General features: G+C 64.5%; 17 protein-coding genes. 7 read left to right on the plus strand and 10 right to left on the minus strand.

Annotated elements, in window-relative coordinates; all coding sequences use genetic code 11:
- Nucleotides 1–2 precede the first annotated feature (2 nt).
- The 4 genes from nox to I1A62_RS27160 all read left to right on the plus strand — a co-directional run bounded on the left by nox (nt 3) and on the right by I1A62_RS27160 (nt 4015).
- Complete coding sequence (nox, locus tag I1A62_RS27145) at nt 3–1190, plus strand: 4,4'-dithiodibutanoate disulfide reductase (RefSeq protein WP_219455394.1); 1188 nt, start codon at nt 3–5, stop codon at nt 1188–1190.
- Nucleotides 1191–1301: 111 nt separating this feature from the next.
- Nucleotides 1302–2285, plus strand: coding sequence for a thioredoxin-disulfide reductase (gene trxB / locus I1A62_RS27150; RefSeq protein WP_124392365.1), 984 nt, complete (start codon nt 1302–1304; stop codon nt 2283–2285).
- A gap of 43 nt (nt 2286–2328) precedes the next feature.
- Nucleotides 2329–2652: a thioredoxin gene (trxA, locus tag I1A62_RS27155; protein WP_005249122.1), complete on the plus strand. Its 324-nt coding sequence runs from the start codon at nt 2329–2331 to the stop codon at nt 2650–2652.
- A gap of 163 nt (nt 2653–2815) precedes the next feature.
- Entirely contained in the window at nt 2816–4015 is a 1200-nt protein-coding gene (locus tag I1A62_RS27160) for an N-acetylmuramoyl-L-alanine amidase (protein ID WP_124392364.1), read from the plus strand.
- A 16-nt stretch (nt 4016–4031) separates the two neighbouring features.
- On the opposite strand, the gene I1A62_RS27165 is transcribed toward I1A62_RS27160, so the two are convergent.
- The 4 genes from I1A62_RS27165 to rsmG form a co-directional block, all read right to left on the minus strand.
- Nucleotides 4032–4730, minus strand: a complete 699-nt coding sequence (locus tag I1A62_RS27165; protein WP_124392363.1) for a GNAT family N-acetyltransferase — start codon at nt 4728–4730, stop codon at nt 4032–4034.
- Nucleotides 4731–4887: 157 nt separating this feature from the next.
- A complete protein-coding gene (locus I1A62_RS27170) occupies nt 4888–5982 on the minus strand; it encodes a ParB/RepB/Spo0J family partition protein (protein WP_124392362.1) in 1095 nt (364 codons plus the stop codon).
- On the minus strand, nt 5979–6992 hold the full coding sequence (locus I1A62_RS27175) for a ParA family protein (protein WP_087554928.1): 1014 nt from the start codon (nt 6990–6992) through the stop codon (nt 5979–5981). The genes I1A62_RS27170 and I1A62_RS27175 overlap by 4 nt, the downstream gene beginning before the upstream one ends.
- Nucleotides 6993–7061: 69 nt before the next feature.
- Entirely contained in the window at nt 7062–7745 is a 684-nt protein-coding gene (gene rsmG, locus I1A62_RS27180) for a 16S rRNA (guanine(527)-N(7))-methyltransferase RsmG (protein WP_012690670.1), read from the minus strand.
- Between the two features lie 231 nt (nt 7746–7976).
- On the opposite strand from rsmG, the gene I1A62_RS27185 reads away from it, so the two are divergent.
- Nucleotides 7977–8210, plus strand: a complete 234-nt coding sequence (locus tag I1A62_RS27185) for a hypothetical protein (RefSeq protein ID WP_219455396.1) — start codon at nt 7977–7979, stop codon at nt 8208–8210.
- Nucleotides 8211–8769: 559 nt separating this feature from the next.
- On the opposite strand, the gene I1A62_RS27190 is transcribed toward I1A62_RS27185, so the two are convergent.
- The 6 genes from I1A62_RS27190 to rpmH form a co-directional block, all read right to left on the minus strand.
- A complete protein-coding gene (locus tag I1A62_RS27190; protein ID WP_257890970.1) occupies nt 8770–9174 on the minus strand; it encodes an SgcJ/EcaC family oxidoreductase in 405 nt (134 codons plus the stop codon).
- 626 nt (nt 9175–9800) lie between these two features.
- Nucleotides 9801–10355, minus strand: a complete 555-nt coding sequence (locus tag I1A62_RS27195; RefSeq protein WP_037234922.1) for a protein jag — start codon at nt 10353–10355, stop codon at nt 9801–9803.
- Nucleotides 10356–10374: 19 nt separating this feature from the next.
- Nucleotides 10375–11478: a membrane protein insertase YidC gene (yidC, locus tag I1A62_RS27200; RefSeq protein ID WP_124392359.1), complete on the minus strand. Its 1104-nt coding sequence runs from the start codon at nt 11476–11478 to the stop codon at nt 10375–10377.
- A gap of 4 nt (nt 11479–11482) precedes the next feature.
- A complete protein-coding gene (yidD, locus tag I1A62_RS27205; RefSeq protein ID WP_087554932.1) occupies nt 11483–11848 on the minus strand; it encodes a membrane protein insertion efficiency factor YidD in 366 nt (121 codons plus the stop codon).
- A complete protein-coding gene (gene rnpA, locus I1A62_RS27210; protein ID WP_072942740.1) occupies nt 11845–12222 on the minus strand; it encodes a ribonuclease P protein component in 378 nt (125 codons plus the stop codon). Before rnpA ends, yidD begins: the two co-directional genes overlap by 4 nt.
- Nucleotides 12223–12249: 27 nt before the next feature.
- The gene (rpmH, locus tag I1A62_RS27215) at nt 12250–12393 is read right to left on the minus strand and encodes a 50S ribosomal protein L34 (RefSeq protein ID WP_005263481.1); all 144 of its coding nucleotides are present in this window, start codon (nt 12391–12393) and stop codon (nt 12250–12252) included.
- A 738-nt stretch (nt 12394–13131) separates the two neighbouring features.
- Between rpmH and dnaA the strand changes: the two genes are divergently transcribed.
- Together dnaA and dnaN are read left to right on the plus strand one after the other, a co-directional pair.
- Nucleotides 13132–14721: a chromosomal replication initiator protein DnaA gene (gene dnaA, locus I1A62_RS27220; protein WP_124392358.1), complete on the plus strand. Its 1590-nt coding sequence runs from the start codon at nt 13132–13134 to the stop codon at nt 14719–14721.
- Between the two features lie 660 nt (nt 14722–15381).
- Nucleotides 15382–16566, plus strand: coding sequence for a DNA polymerase III subunit beta (gene dnaN, locus I1A62_RS27225; protein ID WP_124392357.1), 1185 nt, complete (start codon nt 15382–15384; stop codon nt 16564–16566).
- The last annotated feature ends 32 nt before the right edge of the window (nt 16567–16598 follow it).

Raw genomic sequence — 16598 nt, forward strand, 5'->3', positions numbered from 1 at the left:
CCATGACCGTTCCACCACCGCAGCCCGATATCTGGGAGCCGGCCCGCCTGGGCCCCCTGACGCTGCGCAACCGCATCGTGAAGGCCGCCACGTTCGAGGGCGTCATGCCCCGCGGCCGGGTCACCGACCGGCTCGTCGACTTCCACGCCGAGGTCGCTCGCGGCGGCGCCGCCCTGACGACCGTCGCGTACTGCGCCGTCTCACCCGGCGGACGCGTCCACGCGAACACCCTGGTACTCGACCGCGCCCACGTCCCCGACCTGCGCCGGCTCACCGACGCCGTCCACGCCGAAGGGGGATTGGCCGCCGCCCAGATCGGTCATGCCGGTCTGGTCGCGAACACGCTGTCCAACCGCACCAAGACCCTCGCGCCGTCCACTCGCCTCAGCCCGCCCGCGATGGGCCTCGTGCGGGGTGCCACCCGGGACGAACTCGACGAGGTCACCCGCGACTTCGAGAACACGGCACGCAACGCCGTCGACGCCGGATTCGACGCGATCGAGGTCCACCTCGGCCACAACTATCTGCTCAGCTCGTTCATGAGCCCCAATCTCAACCGGCGCACGGACGAGTACGGGGGCAGCCTGGAGCGGCGGGCGGCGTTCCCGCGCCGGGTGCTCGAGCGGGTGCGCCACGCCGTCGGCGACTCGGTGGCCGTCACCGCCAAATTCAACATGACCGACGGTGTCCCGAAAGGGCTGTGGCTCGACGACAGTCTCCGCATCGCCCAGATCCTCGAAGCCGACGGGCACCTCGACGCGATGCAGCTCACCGGCGGCAGCTCGCTGCTCAACGGGATGTACTTCTTCCGCGGCGAAGTCCCGATGGCGGAATTCGTTGCCTCACAGCCGAAGCTGGTGGGCTGGGGACTGAAGATGTACGGGCCGCGCATCTTTCCGACCTACCCGTTCGAGGAGGCCTTCTTCCTGCCGATGGCCCGGCAGTTCCGCGACGCCCTGTCGATGCCGCTGATCCTCCTCGGCGGAATCAACCGGCTCGACACCATCGAGAACGCGCTCGGCGAAGGATTCGAGTTCGTCGCAATGGCCCGCGCCCTGCTCCGCGACCCGGACCTCGTGAACAAGTTCCGCGACCGGCACGTCGCCGAGGGACTGTGCATCCACTGCAACAAGTGCATGCCCACGATCTACACGGGCACGCACTGCGTCATCCGGGAGACACTGCGCTGATCACGTGGCCTGCGAGGGGAGCGACCGGTATCACCTGCAGTCCGGGAACAACACCCTTTAGTCTTGTGTTGATCCATACGACTGAGCACCCCTCACTACTGGAAGGCCCGCATGACCACTCCATCGACGGTTCATGAACTCATCATCGTTGGTTCGGGACCTGCCGGATACACCGCCGCCGTCTACGCGGCGCGCGCGGAACTCGAACCGCTGCAGTTCGAGGGGACCCAGTTCGGTGGCGCCCTCATGACCACCACCGAGGTCGAGAACTTCCCCGGATTCCGCGAGGGAATCATGGGACCCGACCTGATGGACCAGATGCGCGAGCAGGCCAAGCGCTTCGGCACCGACATCCGCACCGAGGACGTCGAGGAACTCGACCTCACCGGGCCGATCAAGAAGGTCGTCGTGAACGGCGAGACCTACCAGGCGCACGCGGTCGTGCTGGCGATGGGTGCCGCAGCCCGCTACCTGGGGATTCCCGGGGAAGAGAAGTTGCTCGGCCGCGGCGTCAGCGCCTGCGCCACGTGCGACGGATTCTTCTTCAAGGATCAGGACATCGTCGTGGTCGGCGGCGGCGACTCCGCCATGGAGGAGGCCACCTTCCTCACCCGCTTCGCGCGCAGCGTCACCGTGGTGCACCGCCGCGAGGAATTCCGCGCGTCCCGCATCATGCTCGAGCGCGCCAAGGCGAACGCGAAGATCCGGTTCGTGACCAACGCGGCACCCGTCGAGGTGCTGGGGGAGAACAGCGTCACCGGCCTCGTGATCCGCGACACCGTCACCGGTGAGACGTCCACGCTGGACGTCACCGGCATGTTCGTCGCCATCGGCCACGATCCGCGCAGCGAACTGGTCAAGGGTCAGGTCGACCTCGACGAGGCCGGCTACGTGATCGTCCAGAACCCGTCCACGGCCACCTCCGTGGACGGCGTCTTCGCCGCAGGTGACCTCGTCGATCACATCTACCAGCAGGCGATCACCGCTGCCGGCACCGGATGTTCCGCGGCGATGGATGCCGAGCGCTGGCTGGCCGAGCGCGGCGACATCACCGCCAACACCGTCGCCGCCGCCGGCTCACCGGTCGACGCCTGAGCCGGCCACACACACCCACCCATCTCGAGTAAGGGAAATCCCCGTGTCGAATACCGTCACCATCACCGATGATTCGTTCCAGCAGGACGTCATTTCCAGCGACAAGCCCGTCCTCGTCGACTTCTGGGCCACCTGGTGCGGCCCGTGCAAGATGATCGCCCCCGTCCTGGAGGAGATCGCCGGTGAGCACAGCGACAAGCTGACCATCGCGAAGCTCGACATCGACGCCAACCCGGGCGCTGCCCGCGACTTCCAGGTCATGTCGATCCCCACGCTGATCCTGTTCAAGGACGGCAAGCCGATCAACACGATCGTCGGTACCAAGGGCAAGGCTGCGCTGCTGAAAGAGCTCGCCGACGTTCTCTGATCGACACCCGAACACCCAGCGCGATTCCCGATTTTGTGGGAATCTCTGAGACAATCGATCGATGTGCTCCAGTCGCATCAGCTAGACCGACCGGGCACATCGATCGTTTTGTTTGTACCGAGATTCGTATTTCTCGTTGATTCGGACTGAGAGGCCCTGAAACATGCACCGACTCCGTCACGGCGACCATGGTCCGGCCGTCGCTGAGATTCGGGGCACTCTGGCCGGTCTCGGTTTCCTGCACAACGGTGTGCCCGGCACCCGGCGTGAGGGCATCAACGGATCTCACTGGATCGCCCCCGACGCCGTGTTCGATCATCACCTGGACAGCGCCGTACGGGCCTTCCAGCAGCAGCGTGGGCTCCTCGTCGACGGAATCGTGGGCCCGGCCACCTACCGGTCCATGAAAGAGGCGTCGTACCGCCTGGGCGCGCGCACGCTGATCTACCAGCTGTCCGCACCGCTCTACGGCGACGACGTCGCCACCCTGCAGACCCGCCTGCAGGACCTCGGTTTCTACGTCGGCCGCGTCGACGGCTTCTTCGGCCCGCAGACCCACGACTCCCTGTCCTCGTTCCAGCGGGAGATCGGGATCGTCGCCGACGGCATCTGTGGTCCCGCCACCCTGCGGTCGCTCGAATTACTCGGCACCCGCGTCACCGGTGGGTCACCGCACGCGATGAGCGAAGAAGAAATGGTCCGTAGCTCCGGACCGCAGCTGAGCGGCAAGCGGATCGTCATCGATCCGGGCCTCGGCGGCAACACCTACGGCACCATCGTCCGTTCCCCCTACGGCACCATCTCGGAGTCCGACATCCTGTGGGATCTCGCCAGCCGACTCGAAGGTCGCATGGCCGCCACGGGGATGGAGACGTTCCTGTCCCGCCCGCACCACGAGAACCCCACCGACGTCGAACGCGCATCCACGTCGAACGCGTTCGATGCCGACCTGATGATCTCGCTGCGCTGCGACGGGAACACCAGCCCGTCCGCGAACGGTGTCGCCAGCTTCCACTTCGGCAACTCGCACGGTTCGACGTCGATGATCGGTCAGGTACTCACCGGATTCATCCAGCGGGAGATCGTGGCGCGGACGCCCTTGCAGGACTGCCGCACCCACGGCCGCACCTGGGATCTGTTGCGCCTGACGAACATGCCGACCGTGCAGATCGACCTCGGGTACCTCACCAACGAATTGGACGCCACGGTTCTCTCCAACCCGCGGGCGCGCGACGCCATCGCCGAGGCGATCCTGATTTCCGTGAAGCGTCTGTACCTGCTCGGTCAGGACGATCAGCCGACCGGAACGTTCACTTTCGCGGAGTTGCTCGCCGAAGAGCTGTCTTCCTCCGAACGCTTCTAATCTCCCGCCCGAGCGCTCAGTGCGCTCCGACGGGTGTCCGCTCACCGATGTCGACCAGGCTCACGGATGCGGTGTGGATGAGACGCTCCAGCGCGGCCTCCACGTCTTCCTTCCATCCGTGGTCGCGGTTCAGTTCGAGCCGCAGTCGCGGGAACCGGTGATGGGGCGCGACGATTTCGAAGCCGTTGTCCTCGAGGAAGTCCGCCGGGATCATGCACTCCTCGGGGGAGCACTCACGGGCCGCGGTAGCCGAGGCCAATCCCGTTGTGTCGATCGGCCCGGTTTCCTCGGTACTGCGGATCCCGAACGCCTCGAGCGCGCGAACACCGCGGCGCACCAGATCGGCCACGACGGCCTGGATCAACGTGGTCCCGAGGTTCTGTTCTTCGCCGGCCGGTTCGAGCCGGAGGCTCGTGAGAAGTACTGCGTCGGCACCGACCGGAGCGGTCGGGAGTAGCTGCGCGCGGGGCACGGTCCGTGGGGGAGCGTAGAGGGCGCTGCCGACCGGCTTCCCGTCCATGACGGCGACCTGGCCGCACGACCCCCATTCCAGCATGACCATGGACAGCCACGCTTCCTTCTCGAATTCCTGGTCGCAGAATCCGCGCGAACTGTGGATCGCCGCCGGATCCATCTCCCAGAAGACACAGCGACGGGCATGGGCGGAGAGTTTGTCCAAGCCGTCGAGAGTGAGCGATGTGACGTGAGTCGACACTGGCTAGCTCAGCCTCCATATGTCACTACCGCAGATCATTCGACATCCTCTGGTATTCAATGTGTTTCGCCCCCGATAGTTCTGCCGGATTCGGTCCGCCGGCGGCCGCTGTCACAGTGACGGATCATCCGCGGGTACTTCCACCTCTCTCAGGCGCTCACGAATCGGCCTTCTGTGCCTCCATCATCCCAACGATCCTCTGAAGATCGTCCACCGAACCGAACTCGACCACAATCTTGCCCTTGCGCTTGCCGAGGCTGACCGTGACCCTCGTGTCGAACGAATCGGACAACCGCTCGGCGACGTCCTGCAGTCCCGGCATCTGGATCGGCTTGCGGCGCTGGGCGGGCTGCGCCTGGTCGTCGTTGCGGTTGGCGAGCGTCACTGCCTCCTCCGTCGCGCGAACCGACATGCCCTCCGCGACGATACGTGCCGCCATCACTTCCTGCGCGTCAGCGCCGGCCTCCAGGGACAGCAGCGCGCGAGCGTGACCGGCGGACAGCACACCCGCCGCGACGCGTCGTTGCACGGGAATCGGCAACTTCAGCAGTCGGATCATGTTCGTCACGACGGGACGCGAGCGGCCGATCTTCGCCGCCAGTTCCTCGTGGGTCACCTCGAACTCTTCGAGCAACTGCTGGTACGCCGCAGCCTCTTCGAGGGGGTTCAGCTGGACGCGGTGGATGTTCTCCAGCAGTGCGTCGCGGAGCATGGCGTCGTCGCCGGTCTCACGGACGATGGCCGGAATCGTCTCCAACTCGGCTTCCTGGCTGGCACGCCACCGACGCTCGCCCATGACGAGTTGGAACTTGCCGTCATCGAGCGGGCGCACCACGATCGGCTGCATCAGCCCGAACTCGCGGATCGAGTGGACGAGTTCGGCGAGAGCGTCGTCGTCGAACACCTGACGCGGCTGCTTCGGGTTCCGCACGATCAGGTCGGGAGCGATTTCCCGGTACACCGCTCCGGTGGGGGAGGGGAGGGGTTGGGCGCCATTGCCGGATGCGCCGTCGGCCTCGTTGCTCGCTCCGTTGTTTCCCTTGGACTTGTTTCCCTTGGACGCGGGAGCGGTCTTCTCGTCGGTCGCAGAGTCCGACGAGTCCGGGGCGGGTGCGGTCAGCACGTTGCGCCGGTCCGCCCCGATCACGACGTCGGCGGCGGCGTTACCCAACCCCGGGCCGGTCGTGGTCGGTCCGGTAGGAATGAGCGCAGCCAGTCCACGGCCAAGTCCACCCTTACGCGTCTGACTCATCGCTGCTCCTGCTTCGTGATGTGCGCGGTGCGTGCTGCGAGTTCACGTCCCGCATCGAGGTAACTCATGGCTCCCCGTGAACCGGGGTCGTAATCGAGCACGGTCATCCCGTATCCGGGAGCTTCGGACACCTTGACGCTGCGCGGAATGACAGCGCGGAGGACCGCGTCCCCGAAGTGATTGCGAACCTCCTCGGCCACCTGGTCGGCCAACTTGGTGCGGCCGTCGTACATCGTGAGAAGGACCGTCGACACGTGAAGGTCGGGGTTGAGATGCGCCTGCACCAGTTCGATGTTCCGCAGCAGCTGTCCCACACCCTCGAGTGCGTAGTACTCGCACTGGATCGGGATCAGCACCTCCTTGGCGGCGACCATGGCGTTCACCGTGAGCAGTCCGAGCGACGGCGGGCAGTCGATCAGGATGAAGTCGGCATCCACCTCGCCGAGTGCCTTCTCGGACAGTGCACCCTTCAGCCGGCCCTCGCGGGCGACCATGGAGACCAGTTCGATCTCTGCGCCGGCAAGGTCGATCGTGGCGGGAATGCAGAACAGCCGGTCGTTGTGCGGGCTCTTCTGGATCGCTTCCGCGGCCGTCACCTCACCGAGGAGGAGCTCGTAGCTGGACGGCACACCAGAGTGGTGGGCGACGCCCAATGCGGTGCTGGCGTTGCCCTGAGGGTCGAGGTCGATCACCAGAACGGTCAGTCCCTGAACCGCCAGAGCGGACGCGAGGTTGACGGCACTCGTCGTCTTACCGACGCCGCCCTTCTGATTCGCAATGGTGAGGATTCGCCGTTCGGGCGGCTTCGGAAGGGATACCGAGTGCGGGTGCAGCACCTGACTCGCGCGGTGCGCGGCGGCTCCTATCGGAGTCTCCTCGACGGAGATTCCGTTGTAGGGGGCAGTGAATCCGTCGTCTCCGTTCCCGGAGCTCGTCGCCTGGTCGGATTGATGGTCGGTTTCACGTGACACTGTTTCACGTGAAACGGCGGATTCAGGCCCACCCGACATTGACTACTCCTTCAATTGGGAATCGCTCGTTACTCGACATACTCACTCCCTGGTCCACCGTGCTCATCGTCATCGACGCTGACGGCGTTTCGGTAAACGTTCTGCCCGAACGACAACGGTGGGGACAGGAAGCAGGCCCACCCCGCATTCCACGATATCCAGCTTGCCAGCACCCAACCGAGTCAGGGAAGCGCGATCACGGGAAATCTCTTCGGCGGCGCTCGAACCTTTCAATGCGAGCATTCTCCCATGCTCGTGGATCAGCGGCAGCGACCACTTGGCCAACTTCTCCAACGGCGCCACCGCCCGGGAAGTGACGACGTCCGCGCCGCCGGCTTCCTTCACAACACCGGACTCCTCGGCACGGCCACGGACGACGAGCACGTCCAGCCCGTTCGATTCGACGAACTCCGCGAGATACACCGACCGGCGCAGCAGGGGCTCGACCAACGTGATGCGGAGATCGGGCCGTGCGATCGCCAAGGGGATACCGGGCAGTCCAGCCCCGCTTCCGACGTCGACGACCGACTCGCCCTCAGCGATCAACTCGCCGACGACGGCACAGTTGAGAAGGTGACGTTCCCAGAGTCGCGGAACCTCCCGCGGTCCGATCAACCCCCGCTCGACACCGTCGGTCGCCAACGACTTGTAGTAGCGCTCCGCAATATCGAATCGTTCACCGAACACCTGGCGTGCCGCCGCTTGTTCGTCCCATTCGGCCGGCTCTCCAGCATTCGGTTCCACGTGAAACATCCTCCCGCGAATAACGCGAAATCAACAAACACAGCCTCTCCATTATCCGCCCTCGCCCGCGACTATGTCCCTCAACTCGAACGCGCAACGCCGGACAGTGTCGAGCCGCACCCCTTCCGGTGGGGGGAGGGGAGTGGTTGGGCGTTCCGCTGGCGGTCCGGGACGGGCCCCGCGGGGCAGGCAGGCGTCAGGACCGGCGTCGTCATCATCATCACGGTCGACGGCAAGGACATGCCCGCGTTCGCCGGTGCGAAATCGGGCTCGTCCAGTGCCGTCGACTTCACGATGGAGTGGGACGGCGAGGATCAGACGATCGTCGTCCAGCACTCGGTCCCGTCCGCGGTTCCCGCGTCGTTCGACTTCACCGGCAACATGTTCGCGATCACCGCCGACCGGATGGCGCATTGCCGCGGGCGGGAGGCGGTTGTCTCATTGCGACATGCCGTCTCGATCCGGGGAGGGTGAACTCTCGCCACGGAAGCGACGGCGCTCGGGGCACACGCTCGGGCACATCAGCCGTTGACGAACGGGGCACCGCGGACCCCGCATCGCCATCGCCCACGGGATGTTTCACGTGGAACCGCCGGACGAGCACGCGGCCGCCGGGAAGACTGTGCCCCTCGCACTGTCGCCCCGACGGAGATGACATCCGGATAGCGGACGAGCCAATCGATCCTGTCGCGGCGAGGTCGCGGTGCCCCACCCGCGACGTGGCACCTCGTTCCTGCCCGTCCCGCCTCGCGTAGCCTTCGACGACAAGAGTTCACCGCGCCGGTTGTGTGCCGAGCAGTTTCACGTGGAACATCGGGGCGGTGTTTCACGTGGAACAGACTTCGTGCGAATGCCTGTTTCCGACTGCCGCCCGCGCTTCCATCGGACTCGCCCTGTCGCACCGGTGATTCCCAGTTTCGTAATCATCACAGTGACGAAACTCCCGGGTGTGGTCGGGTGGGTGAAACTACAACCTAAGTTCGCCCGAAATGTCCCGAAAATATGACCATCGCCGACCCACATCGACCGCCCGTCAGACACTGGTGTCGGGGAAGGACTGATGTTCGTGAGCGATGAGCCAACGACCAACTTCCTTCCGCAACCCGACAGTAAGCCGAAGACGGTTCTCCGGATTGTCGGCGAGCTCCGCTTCCGTTCCGCACCGGAGGAGCGCGTGGGCGAATGCAACATCCTCGCCCGCGGTCACATCCAATGACACCAACTCGAACCTCGCACCACTCGACTGCCATTCGAAGAATGGTGGCCATGTCTCGCGATACTCATCAATCCCGCGAGCACCTACGTAGGGTGGTGGCACGTCGAACATCACGATGTCGTCGGAGTGGTCCGCGAGGACCCCAGCCATGTCGCCACCGTGCACGGCCTCGGCCCAGCGGTCGATCAGATCCCGGATCTGTTGTTCGTCCTCGCTCATCAGTCATTCCATTCAGTCGACGGCACTTGGTCGGTCTCTTAGATGATGTGGACTTCCGACAGCGTCCAAACTCATCGCCAGGCTCGGTGACTGTGAGGTTCGGTGTCACGTGAGTGGCTGTCCAGGACTCGAGGACTGTGCGCGACTGCTCGGCTCGGTGCACCCGTCGGGTAGGCACCCGGCGCAGAGCCTGTCCGCCCGCGCGACGTCGGCCCGTTTTTCACTTTGAGAAGTTCCAATCGGCGGCGCGCTTGATCTCGAGTGCGACTCGAGCACCACCTACCAGGTCTGCTCGACTTCCGGACCGCGAAAGGCAATGCGGTCCGTAGGCGGACAGGTCGGCGGTGACTCGGGTCCGCCGGTGCCCAGTCTCGGCCCGACCTTCCACCGACGACATCCCGCATGCCACACGACGTTCAGTTCTTACGTGCCGCCGCGTCTACATCCGCTGCGCGACGGAGGTCGGGCACGGATCTCTCGGTGGGGGAGGGGAGGGGTCTGTGTTTCACGTGAAACGAAACGAAACCAAAGTGACTAACCGGCACATCGACTCCCGCGACTACGCGTAGAAAAAGGCGGGACTCCCGGAGGTGAATCCGGGAGCCCCGTCTTGGTGGTGCGTGTGTGGATCAGTCCTTGATGACGACCACGCGACGTGACGGCTCGGCGCCTTCACTCTCGCTCGATACGCCGTCGACCTTCGCGACTGCGTCGTGAACGATCTTGCGCTCGAACGGTGTCATCGGAGCGAGCTCCTCACGTTCACCGCTCTCGAGTACGCGACGTGCTGCCGAGGAACCCAGCTCGGTCAGTTCGGCGCGACGGCCGGCACGCCATCCGGCGATGTCCAGCATCAGTCGACTGCGTTCGCCCGTCGCCTGCTGCACGGCGAGGCGAGTCAGCTCCTGAAGTGCGTCCAGCACCTCACCCTTGCGCCCGACCAACTTGGTGAGATCGTCTCCACCGTCGATGCTGACAACAGCGCGGTCGCCCTCGACGTCCAGGTCGATGTCGCCGTCGAAGTCGAGTACGTCGAGCAGCTGCTCCAGGTAGTCGCCGGCGATTTCCCCTTCCTCGATCAGGTAGTCGTCAGAATCGGAATCCACCTCGGTGTCCGGGTTCTGCGTCGGTGCAGTCACGTCTGTCTCATCTCCGTCCACTGCGATGTCAGGCTCACTAGCCATGCTCGTTCTCTTTTCTGAATCAGCGCCGCTTGCGCTTGGGGGACTTTCCGCGGTTGGACTGGGGGCGGGCACCGGGCTTCGGCTTGGACGCCGAACCGTCGCCACTCGGCTGATCGGAGACGTCGCCTTCGATGACGCCCTCGACGATCTCCGGTTCGCTGTCGGGGGGAGAACCGTCCGTTGCGGTCGCGGACTTCTTCTTCTTCTTGGTGAGATCGGGCCGTGCGCCGGGCTTCGGAGCATTGTCCGCGCGGCGTGCGATGGCGGCCTGCTTCTTCTCTTCCTCTTCCGCGTCGATGCGACGGAAGACGATGTGCTGCTGCCCGTACGTCCAGATGTTGTTACTCACCCAGTACAGGAGGATCGCGATGGGGAGGAACGGACCGCCGACGAGAACACCCAGAGGGAAGACCCACAGTGCGAGCTTGTTCATGATCGCAGACTGGGGGTTCGCGGCAGCCTCGGGGCTCTGACGCCCGACGGAGGCACGCGAGTTGAAGTGCGTTGCGATGCTGGCGATGACCATCAGCGGGACCGCGACAACCGCGATGTTCAACACGGTGGGAATGGGACCGTATGCGGCGAATGCGTCGAGCTGCGCCTTCGGCATCGTGATCCACGCCGAGATGGGGGCACCGAACAGGCGGGCACTCAGGAAGGACTGCACGTCCTCGACGCTGAAAAAGTAGTTCGGGGTGTTGGCGTTGGCCTCGACCGACATGCCGAGCTGACCGATACCGGTGCCGGTGCGGTTGAACGAGCGAAGCACGTGAAACAGGCCGATGAAGACCGGCGCCTGCGCGAGAACCGGGAGGCAGCCCATGATCGGGTTGAACCCGTGCTCCTTCTGGAGCTTCTGCATCTCGGTGGCCTGGCGCTGGCGGTCACCCGAGTACTTCTTCTGCAGAGCCTTGATCTGCGGCTGAAGTTCCTGCATCTGGCGCGTCGTGCGGACCTGCTTGACGAACGGCTTGTACAGCACGGCACGCAGCGTGAACACGAGGAACACCACGGAGAGCGCCCACGTGATGCCGCTGTCCGGACCCAGGAAGGGAATGGCACCGAAAACCTTGTGCCAGACCCACAGGATCCCGGACACCGGATAGTAAATGAAGTCGAGCACGGCTCTATGTACTCCTCTGTTCGTCCACGTTCGCCGGACAGCAACGACGGCTACCCGCATGACGGTCGTGACGGGCAGGGACCGGGTCCCACCCTCCAGGGTGCCAGGGGGCACACTTCGCCAACCGAACCACCGTCAAAAGAAGGCCTTTGATCGCCCCGTGGGTACGCAGGGATTCCACCGCGTACTCGCTACAGGTCGGCATGAACCGGCAGGTCGGCAACCGCAGGGGCGACACATACGTCCGGTAGAGCTCGATGAAGAAAATGAGAGTGCGCGCCGGTAACGCACGGACCGACTTCCACGCCGAAGAGGCCGAGGACGTGCCCTCGGCCGTGTCGGCGCGCGACTCGTGGAGTGCGCTTTTCATGTGGAGTTACTCACGGGCGCAAGAAGGTCCAATCGAAGGAGACCTGCACGGAGTTGCTTCTCCAGGTCCCGGCTACTTGCAGTCGCAGCTCCCGGAAGAGCGCGAATCACCACATCGGTTCCCCGTGGAACCACGTCCACGAGGTCGATGCAGATATGACGAAGCCGGCGTGCGACTCGATGTCGAATCACCGCCGGCCCGACAGCCTTACTCACAACCAGTCCGAATCGCGGACCGCCGCTACTCACCAGCTCATCTGCCTGTACACGATCGAAAGCGTGTACAACCAGGTCGCGTCTTCCCATCCGACGACCACGTCGCACAGTCAACGAAAAATCTGAATGACGACGCAATCGGTGCGGCTCAGGCAACACCCCGAGCTCCCGAACCCAGTGTCGGGATCAGGCGGTGAGGGATTCGCGGCCCTTACGGCGACGCGCCGAAACGATTGCACGACCCGCACGGGTCCGCATACGAAGACGGAAGCCGTGAACGCGCGCGCGGCGTCGGTTGTTCGGCTGGAACGTCCGCTTGCCCTTGGCCACGGTCAACACTCCTCGAAGTTCATCGACGCCTCCCGGCGTCATGGATCTAACATTGGCGAAAACTCAGGTGTTCATCCACAGGTGGGGATGAAACGACTTCGAAACTGGACTCAAGCCAGCACGAAACCGCCACCTCACCACAGGGTGACTGTTCGAGAGTACTTACCACTCCCGGTCAGGTCAAACTCGCTCACCTGCGATTCCCCCGCGAATCGGCTGACCGACACGCCGAGGATCGACAAATGCTTGCACCCCAACTTCCAATGTGCCAAACCGCTGTGAGCTTGCCGACACTGTTGCTAGCGTCTATGCATGGTCTCGCCGATGAACCCTGATCGAGTGCCCAGCTCTCGACTTCACCGTTCTCATCTGCACATTCACCACAATTCATCCACAGGGCACAGATGGTGTCCCGCTTCGGATCATCACGAGGGTTCCTGACGCCCTTCACTTCTCGGGTCCCCGAACCCGCTCATCCAGGTTTCGTATGCATAAGCGCAGGTCAGCGCGCTCAATCTGGACTCCTCGCCACGCCACAACGCCCAAACAAACGGCGTCTGCGGTTTGTCCACATCTGTGGATAATTGTGTGGAAACACAGTTCAGATGGCATATTCGTAGGTCCGTACGGGGTCCATCCTCAGGTCGGGGAAGCTCCCATTTCCGCCTCGACGACGGCACCGACACTGGACTCGGCACCGCACGCGCCGAGTCCGCGAACACACTGGGGAGGAACCACGTGAACGACGATCCGAATGCGCTCGCACGGATCTGGATCGACGTCGTCGCCGACCTCACATCCGATTCGCCCGGCGGCGATCTGCCGCCGTTGACGAGGGGACAGAAGGCGTGGTTGGCGCTCGTCAAACCGCTGACACTCGCACAGGGCTTCGCGCTCCTGTCCGTTCCGTCACCCTTCGCGCAGGAAGCGATCGAACGGGATCTGCGGGAGCCGATCCTCCACGCGCTCGGCCGCCATCTCGGTGAGCAGGTCGAGGGTCTCGGTGTGCGCATCGCCGCACCGGTCGACGACGAACCCGAATCCGAGGCCCCGGGCCGGGAGCGCAGGCCCGACCCGGAACCTGTGGTCCACACCCCTCGCCACCTCGAACCTTCCGTCACCAGCTCCGGCACGTTCCGCAGGCGCCGCTTCGGCTCCGGCGAAGACCAGCCCTACTCGGACACCACTGACTTCGAGGAGGTGGACGACGACAGCGAGGCCCTCGCCAGCGTCCACGAATCCTGGCCGTCGTACTTCACGAAGCCGCCCGCGGGCCCCGCACCTGCGGCGACGGGCGGAAACAGCCTCAACGCGAAGTACACCTTCGACACGTTCGTGATCGGCTCGTCCAACCGGTTCGCCCACGCCGCGGCGGTCGCCATCGCCGAGGCCCCGGCGCGCGCGTACAACCCGTTGTTCATCTGGGGTGCGTCCGGCCTCGGCAAGACGCACCTGTTGCACGCCGCCGGCCACTACGCCCAGCGGCTGTTCCCGGGGATGCGCGTGAAGTACGTCTCCACCGAGGAATTCACCAACGACTTCATCAACAGCCTCCGTGACGACCGCAAGGTGGCGTTCAAGCGTCGCTACCGCGAGACCGACGTGCTGCTGGTGGATGACATCCAGTTCATCGAGGGCAAGGAAGGTATCCAGGAGGAGTTCTTCCACACCTTCAACACCCTGCACAACGCGAACAAGCAGATCGTCGTCTCCTCCGACCGGCCGCCGAAGCAGCTGGCGACACTCGAGGAACGCCTGCGTACCCGGTTCGAATGGGGCCTGATCACCGACGTTCAGCCCCCCGAGCTCGAGACCCGCATCGCCATCCTCAGCAAGAAGGCCCGAATGGACCGGCTCGAGGTGCCCGACGACGTCCTCGAGTTGATCGCATCCCGGATCGAACGCAACATCCGGGAACTCGAGGGTGCCCTCATCCGTGTGACGGCGTTCGCGTCCCTGAACAGGCAACCCCTGGACCTCACGCTCGCCGAGGTGGTGCTGCGTGACCTGATGCCGGACTCGTCGAGTCTCGAGATCAATGCGGCGACGATCATGGCGGTCACCGCGGAGTACTTCAACATGTCGATCGACGACCTGTGCGGGCCCGGCAAGGCGCGTCCGCTGGCTTCGGCCCGCCAGATCTCCATGTACCTGTGCCGTGAGCTGACCGATCTGTCGCTGCCAAAGATCGGGCAGACGTTCGGCCGCGACCACACCACCGTCATGTACGCGGACAAGAAGATTCGCAAGGAGATGACGGAGCGGCGGAAGGTCTACGACCAGGTCCAGGAGCTCACCGCCCGGATCAAGCAGCGTTCCAAGAGGTAGTCGCCCGCCCCCATCTCTCCTGTGCCCCTGGTAGCTCGGTTACCGGGGGCACAGGTCGTTTCACGGGGGTTGTGGCCCGACTCCGCCGCCGCGAGCAACTCGAGGGGCTCCTCGAGCCGGTCCTCGAGGGTGGGCTCGAGCGGGTCCTCGAGGTACCGCTCGAGGGTCTACTCGAGGCCCGCACGAACCCCCGCCGGCGCGACACACCGGGACAACACGCCGACGCCTGGACCTGGGATAAAGCATGCACACCTGTGGATAAGTGTGGGGATGAGGTGGAATCTCTGTGGACAGAACGTGCAGAACTTTGAACAACCTCGAGTAGTCCACACGGGTGGCAAATCGGTCCTCGAGTTTGTCCTCGAGAATTCCCCATACGGGTAGGCGGAGGGACCAGCGTCTACAGCTGTTCGTCCACAGATTCCACAGGACCTAATAGTACTTCTCATTAATTCTTATAAAAAACTCTTTGAAAACAGGGTTGGGGATCGCGTCCGTTCACAGGCCTCCGCCTGAGACTCGAGGACGGAAGCGTTCCGCTTTCAAGTTCGTCCTCGAGGGCATACGGTTATGCATCGCCGCTCTGTGAAAGACTGCAGTGCTGTGGTCACGGCCCGACCGTGGCGAACAACCGTGCCTACCGAGAGGAACAACCCGGCGATGGAGCTTGGAAGCCTGAAGTTTCGTGTCTCCCGGGAAGAATTCGCTGATTCAGTGGCATGGGTCGCTCGCAGTCTGCCGTCGCGGCCTCCTGTCCCCGTCCTCGGCGGAGTTCTCCTGGACGCGACCGAGCAAGGGTTGACGGTTTCCGGATTCGACTACGAGGTGTCGGCCCAGGTCAGGGTCGGGGCCGAGGTCGGTAGCGTCGGTCAGGTCCTGGTCTCGGGCAAGCTTCTCGCCGACATCACGAAGTCGCTCCCCAACAAGCCCGTCGACGTGACACTCGAGGGCACCCGCGTGCTGATCACCTGCGGAAGCGCCAAGTTCTCCCTGCCCACCATGCCGGTCGAGGACTATCCCCAGCTTCCGCAGCTTCCGCAGCAGACCGGCTCGATTCCCGCGGACCTGTTCTCCGAGGCGATCAGTCAGGTGGCTGTCGCGGCGGGCAAGGACGACACCCTGCCGATGCTCACCGGTATCCGGGTCGAGATCGAACGCAACGCGATCGTGCTCGCGGCCACCGACCGGTTCCGTCTCGCGGTCCGCGAACTCGAGTGGTCGCCGGCGAACCCGGACACCACCGCGGCCGTGCTCATCCCGGCGAAGACGCTCTCCGAATCGGCGAAAACGCTTGCGGGAGATGCCACTTCGCCGGTCGAGCTGGCTCTCGGTTCGGGTTCCGCGGTCGGAAACGACGGCCTTCTCGGCATCGTCAACGACGGCCGTCGCACCACCACCCGACTGCTGGACGCCGAGTTCCCGAAGTTCCGGCAGCTGCTGCCGTCCGAGCACACCGCGCTGGCCACCGTGGAGATCGCTCCGCTCGTCGAGGCCATCAAGCGTGTCGCCCTCGTCGCCGAGCGCGGTGCACAGGTCCGCCTGCAGTTCTCCACCGAGGGCCTGCTGCTCTCCGCCGGTGGCGACGATGCCGGTCGCGCCGAGGAAGGCTTGAACGCGATGTTCCAGGGCGAGCCGCTCACCATCGCCTTCAACCCCGGCTACCTGATCGACGGGCTGTCCTCGCTGCACAGCGAGCAGGTGCTGTTCGGCTTCACGACCCCCAGCCGCCCCGCGGTGCTGCGTCCGGCCACCGAAGACGAGATCGAGCCCGACGATTCCGGAAACTTCGCGGCACCCGAGAGCGCGTACACGTACCTGCTGATGCCGGTGCGTCTGCCGGGCTGACGGTTCGCGGAAGCGAAATCAGTACTGCCGTA

Source organism: Rhodococcus sp. USK10, from assembly GCF_019378875.1.
Taxonomy (GTDB): Bacteria; Actinomycetota; Actinomycetes; order Mycobacteriales; family Mycobacteriaceae; genus Rhodococcus_F; species Rhodococcus_F pseudokoreensis.

Bases quoted from the DNA above. Each gene is read 5' to 3' on its own strand.
- yidD (WP_087554932.1), bottom strand. From the start codon at position 11,848: ATGAAAAGCGCACTCCACGAGTCGCGCGCCGACACGGCCGAGGGCACG.
- I1A62_RS27170 (WP_124392362.1), bottom strand. From the start codon at position 5,982: ATGAGTCAGACGCGTAAGGGTGGACTTGGCCGTGGACTGGCTGCGCTC.
- rsmG (WP_012690670.1), bottom strand. From the start codon at position 7,745: ATGTTTCACGTGGAACCGAATGCTGGAGAGCCGGCCGAATGGGACGAA.
- I1A62_RS27195 (WP_037234922.1), bottom strand. From the start codon at position 10,355: ATGGCTAGTGAGCCTGACATCGCAGTGGACGGAGATGAGACAGACGTG.
- I1A62_RS27175 (WP_087554928.1), bottom strand. From the start codon at position 6,992: ATGTCGGGTGGGCCTGAATCCGCCGTTTCACGTGAAACAGTGTCACGT.
- dnaN (WP_124392357.1), top strand. From the start codon at position 15,382: ATGGAGCTTGGAAGCCTGAAGTTTCGTGTCTCCCGGGAAGAATTCGCT.
- I1A62_RS27185 (WP_219455396.1), top strand. From the start codon at position 7,977: ATGCCCGCGTTCGCCGGTGCGAAATCGGGCTCGTCCAGTGCCGTCGAC.
- I1A62_RS27160 (WP_124392364.1), top strand. From the start codon at position 2,816: ATGCACCGACTCCGTCACGGCGACCATGGTCCGGCCGTCGCTGAGATT.
- nox (WP_219455394.1), top strand. From the start codon at position 3: ATGACCGTTCCACCACCGCAGCCCGATATCTGGGAGCCGGCCCGCCTG.
- trxB (WP_124392365.1), top strand. From the start codon at position 1,302: ATGACCACTCCATCGACGGTTCATGAACTCATCATCGTTGGTTCGGGA.